The sequence below is a fragment of the Stenotrophomonas sp. 05L44_2 genome, assembly GCF_056665995.1.
The window spans coordinates 1-5,357 of sequence record NZ_JBFTNR010000237.1; the positions used below are offsets into that span (position 1 = coordinate 1).

Sequence of the window (5,357 nt, forward strand, 5' to 3'; positions counted from 1 at the left end):
CAGCAGCGCACGCGGGAACGGGTACAGCTGCTCCACGCGGATGATCGCCACGTCGTCCTGGCCACGCTTGGTCTGGTCTTCCAGCAGGTCGTAGTAGACCTTGCCCGAGCACAGCACCACGCGCTTGACCTTCTTGGCATCTGCATTGGCATCGCCGATCAGGTGCTGGAACTCGCCATTGGCCAGCTCGTCCAGGGTCGACACGGCCAGCTTGTGGCGCAGCAGCGACTTGGGCGACATCACCACCAGCGGCTTGCGGGTGGTCAGGTGCTGCTGGCGACGCAGCATGTGGAAGGCCTGCGCCGGGGTCGACGGCACCACCACCAGCATGTTCTCCAGCGCGCACAGCTGCAGGAAGCGCTCCAGGCGCGCCGAGCTGTGTTCCGGGCCCTGACCTTCATAGCCATGCGGCAGCAGCAGGGTCAGGCCGGAGATGCGGCCCCACTTTGCTTCGCCGGCGGCGATGAACTGATCGATCACCACCTGGGCGCCGTTGGCGAAGTCGCCGAACTGGCCTTCCCAGATGCACAGGGTGTTCGGATCGGTGGTCGAGAAACCGTACTCGTAGGCCATCACTGCTTCTTCGCTGAGCAGCGAATCGATGACGGTGGCCTTCTCCGGCGAATCCACCAGCTGCCGCAGCGGCAGGTAGCAGTTGTCGGTCTTCTGGTCGTGCAGGATCGCGTGGCGGTGAGTGAACGTGCCGCGGCCGACGTCCTGGCCGACCAGGCGCAGCGCACTGCCTTCATCCAGCAGGGTGGCGTAGGCCAGGTTCTCGGCAAAGCCCCAGTCGCCCGGGATCTCGCCGGCAGCCATCTTGCGGCGGTCGTCGTACACCTTGGACACGCGCGAGTGCAGCTGCACTTCTTCGGGCACGGTGTTGATCAGCTTGGCCAGCGCGACCAGCTTGTCCTTGTCGACCTTCGTCGACACCGGATCGGACAGCTTGCCTTCCAGCAGCTTCGGCCAATCAACGAACAGCGGGCTGGTCGGCGGGGTCTTTTCGACCTTGGCCAGCTCGGTGGTCACTTCACCGGCATCGAGCTTCTCGCGGTACGCATCGACCATCGCCTTGCCGGCGCCGGCGGCGATCACGCCTGCCTTTTCCAGCTGCTCGGCGTACATCTCGCGGGTGGTGGCGTGCTTGCGGATCACCTGGTACATCAGCGGCTGGGTGATCGCCGGCTCGTCGGCCTCGTTGTGGCCCCAACGGCGGTAGCACATCAGGTCGATGACCACGTCCTTGGCGAACTTCTGGCGGAACTCGAACGCCAGCTGCGCGGCGAACACCACCGCTTCCGGATCATCGCCGTTCACGTGCAGCACCGGGGCGGCAATCATCTTCGCCACGTCGGTGGCATAGCGCGTGGAGCGCGTGTCCTGCGGATTGGAGGTGGTGAAGCCGACCTGGTTGTTGACCACGATGTGCACGGTGCCGCCAACGGCGAAGCCGCGGGCCTGCGACATCTGGAACAGCTCCATGACCACGCCCTGGCCGGAGAAGGCCGCGTCGCCGTGGATCAGGATCGGCATCACCTGCTTGCGTGCGGTGTCCTTGCGGCGTTCCTGGCGCGAACGCACCGAGCCGGCAACCACCGGGTCGGCGATTTCCAGGTGCGACGGGTTGAACGCCAGGGCCAGATGCACCGGGCCACCCTCGGTGGCCACGTCGGCGGAGAAGCCCATGTGGTACTTCACATCGCCGGCCGAAGCGTGCTCGTCGTGCTCGAACTTGCCTTCGAATTCGTCGAACAGCTTGCGCGGGTTCTTGCCGAGGGTGTTGACCAGCACGTTCAGTCGGCCGCGGTGGGCCATGCCGATCACCACGTCCTTGACGCCATCCTTGCCGGCGCTGCGGATGATGGTGTCCATCATCGGGATCAGCGAGTCGCCGCCTTCCAGCGAGAAGCGCTTCTGGCCGACGTACTTGGTGTGCAGGTAGCGCTCGAGGCCTTCGGCGGCGGTCAGGCGCTCCAGCGTGCGGCGCTGGGTGTCAGCGTCCAGCTGGTAGTTGCCACCTGCCAGTTCCAGCTTCTTGTAGATCCACTGGCGCTGCTCGACCTCGGAGATGTGCATGAACTCCGCACCGATCGAACCGGTGTAGGTCGCCTTCAGGCGCGCCAGCAGGTCACGCAGCTTCATGCGCGGCTGGCCACCCACGCCGCCGGTGCTGAACTCGCTGTTGAGGTCAGCATCGGACAGGTTGTGGAAGGGCAGGCCGAGGTCCGGGGTGTTGACCGGAGAGGCCAGGCCCAGCGGGTCCAGGCGGGCGTCCAGATGACCACGCGAACGGTAGGCGGTGATCAGACGACCGACATTGCGCTCGCGCTCATCGCCTGCACCGGTGCCGGTGCCTGCTTTCAGCGCATCCTTGGCCGCGTCCGCGATGTGGGAAATGACGGCCGAGTGCGGAATGTCGCCCGCTTCGCGGCCCTTGAAGCCGTCGAAGTAGGTYTTCCATTTKGGRTCGACACTATCCGGGGMRACCAGGTACTGCTCGTACAGGTCCTCGACATAGGAGGCGTTGCCGCCGGCGAGTTGCGAAGATTGCGCAAACTGCTTCAGTTGATTGTCCACGATGGAGGGTGCTGATTCGCTTTGTGGGGTATGGCTTCAGAAGGACCCGGCACGAAGATGAATAGCCATGCACGGGCGCGTTCAAACGGCCAAATTGTACCCCCATCCGGACACGAAGGGGCAGCGACGAGGGCATCGGGCGTCCCCCGGTGTCGGTCCCAGACAGGTTGAGCGCACCGGTCGCGGTCAGATGCCGAGTGCGCGCAATTCGCTGCATTCGCGCGAACGGTCCCAGACACGCTGCAATTGCTGCTCGAACGGCTGCGAACGTGCCGGCAGCGCGATTGCCGATTCGCCGTCGAGGCGATGGCCGATGAGACGAAAGTAGAAGTCGCCTGCATCGTTGAGCAGGCAGGCCGAGGCCAGGGCGCGATCGATCGGATCGGCGACCTCGCGGAACTGGATCACACTGGGAAGGCGCTGGAACAGCGCCAGCAGCGGCGCACCGGCACTGGCGATGGCTGCGGCGTCATGCACGATCACCCGCAGCTGCTTGTCGTGGCGGGCGGTGACGAAGCGGCGCAGGGCCGCCTGTACCGGTGGCGCATCCAGCAGGCCGGGGTCCAGCTGCCGGCTGTGCAGCCACAATCGACGGCGGGCGCGGTGGATGATCGCCGTGGTGATCGCCACCGCTTCAGCGCGGCTGTCGATGGCGGAAACGGCCTGCAGGCGGCGCCGCATCTGCTGGTGGCCAATGCCAGCTTCTTCGAATTCGGGGCCTTCCGGAAGGAAGCCCTGGCGGGCGTAGAAGTCGCGTGCCGGCAGCTGCGCATGCAGGTGCAGCTCGGCCAGGCCGAGCTGGCGCCCGGCCTGCACCAGTGCCTCAAGCAGGGCCTCGCCAATGCCGTGGCCGCGATACGCCGCCAGCACCGCCATGCGGCCGATGCGGCCATCGGGCGCCAGCCGCCCGGTGCCGACCGGATGCCCGTCGGCATCCAGCGCCAGCACGTGGGCACAGACCGGATCCAGGGCATCGCGCTCCAGGGCGGCGTCGATGCCCTGTTCCTGCACGAACACCCGCTGGCGCACGTCGTGGATGGCGACGTGGGCCTCGGCGTGACTGACCTGCTGGACCCGCAGCGGGCTCATGGCTCAGCCGCGGCCGGCGTCGCTGTCGTCTTCGTCGTGGTCATCGAAGTTGACGATCACTTCAATACCGTCGTCGTGCACGGTCACCAGATGGACGTCATCGGACATCGAGTCAGCCTCGATCACCTCGACCTGCTCGTGGCCCTCGATCACTTCACCCAGCACCGCTTCCTCCTCGTCGGCGTACACCTCGTTCGGATCGATCAGCTGGAACACGCCGCCGACCAGCAACTGCTGGACCACCGCACGGCCCTTGTCGGACAGACCGCGGTAGGCGGCGGCGTCGAGCTGCTCGGCACCTGCCAGGCGCTGCGCGTCCTTGACCGGCAGGGCGAAGTCCTGGCCACTGACATACAGGCTGGCACCGCGCTTGGCCCGGCGCCAGGCCAGGCGCGCCCACGGGTGGCGCTGCAGCAGCAGGCCCGACTGCAGGGCCTCGAGCACTTCTTCCTGTGGCGGCGCGGCCTGGTGGGCCATCACCTCGCCGGCGGCGCGGTAGGTGGTGATGAAGCGGCCGAACCAGTCACCCAGCTTGTCCGGATCGTTCATGCGGATGGCGTTGAGCGCGGTGATCACCCGCGCCATCGCCACGGTGTCGATCTCGTTCGGGTCGGCCGGTGCCTTCAGGTCGGCGTCCTGGTAGCGGATGTTCTCGTCGGCGTCGGCGATCAACGTGTCCAGGTAGTCACTGATCAGCTCGGCCGAAGACGGTGCGCGCATGCCGAACGAGAACGTCAGGCACGGGTCTTCGGCAACGCCGTGATGCGGCACGTTCGGCGGCAGGTACAGCATGTCGCCCGGCGCCAGCACCCAGTCGTGGGTCGGCTTGAACACTTCCAGCAGCTTCAGTTCCACGTCGGGGCGGAAGCCCAGCGGCGGGCGCTTGCCCTTGATCGATTCACTGGCATCGATCTGCCAGCGGCGGTGGCCGTGGGCCTGCAGCAGGAACACGTCGTACTGGTCGACATGGGCACCGACCGAGCCACCGGTAGCGGCGAAGCTGATCATCACATCGTCCATGCGCCAGCGCGGCAGGAAGCTGAAGTGTTCGATCAGGGCGCGCACGTCCTTGTCCCATTTGTCCACGTCCTGCACCAGCAGGGTCCAGTCGTGGTCGGGCAGGGCGGGGAAGATGTCTTCCTGGAACGGGCCGCTGCGCACGCGCCAGCCGTCCTGGGCCTTGTCGTGCTCGATCAGGCGGGCCAGCACGCCCTCTTCGCAGGCCAGGCCGGCCAGGTCTTCCGGCTGTACCGGGGTCTGGAAATCCGGGAAGGCATTGCGGATCAGCAGCGGGCGTTTCTGCCAGAAGTCACGCAGGAAGGTGGCCGGTGCCATGCCCAGCGGCTGGCCGCGGCGGGCGGTGACTTCGATCAGGGGGGAGGAGGACTTGCGGGCGGCCATGGGGGAGTTCCTTGCAGCGGAAAGCGGGAGGGGCGGCGTGGCGGGCCGCCAAGGACTCCATTGTCCGACGTTCGATGGGATTGCGCACGTGTGCTGGTTTGTCGCGGGGTGTCCGGCCAACGGCGGAGCCCCTCGTGGCGGTCAGGCTCACAAGCAAAAGCCGCGCTTGGCCGGGCGGGTGGGCCATGCAGGGGACGCTGCAAGTCCCCCTCCGGGGCCCGGCCCAGCCGCTGGCGGCTGGGCGTTCGGTCGCTCGCGAAGCATTGCTTCGCAAGCAAAGCGCCCTCACC

At 66.8% G+C, this 5,357-nt stretch carries 3 protein-coding genes; all 3 read right to left on the reverse strand.

Annotated elements, in window-relative coordinates; all coding sequences use genetic code 11:
* Nucleotides 1–2,577 (reverse strand): 2-oxoglutarate dehydrogenase E1 component (locus AC1VAN_RS10055; RefSeq protein ID WP_480985737.1); only part of this gene is annotated, 2,577 nt, incomplete at its 3' end.
* Between the two features lie 186 nt (nucleotides 2,578–2,763).
* Nucleotides 2,764–3,666, reverse strand: coding sequence for a GNAT family N-acetyltransferase (locus tag AC1VAN_RS10060; RefSeq protein WP_032978874.1), 903 nt, complete (start codon nucleotides 3,664–3,666; stop codon nucleotides 2,764–2,766).
* A 3-nt stretch (nucleotides 3,667–3,669) separates the two neighbouring features.
* Nucleotides 3,670–5,067: a ribosomal protein uL16 3-hydroxylase gene (locus AC1VAN_RS10065; protein ID WP_442251769.1), complete on the reverse strand. Its 1,398-nt coding sequence runs from the start codon at nucleotides 5,065–5,067 to the stop codon at nucleotides 3,670–3,672.
* Nucleotides 5,068–5,357: the final 290 nt, after the last annotated feature.

Bases quoted from the DNA above. Each gene is read 5' to 3' on its own strand.
- AC1VAN_RS10060 (WP_032978874.1), bottom strand. From the start codon at position 3,666: ATGAGCCCGCTGCGGGTCCAGCAGGTCAGTCACGCCGAGGCCCACGTC.
- AC1VAN_RS10065 (WP_442251769.1), bottom strand. From the start codon at position 5,067: ATGGCCGCCCGCAAGTCCTCCTCCCCCCTGATCGAAGTCACCGCCCGC.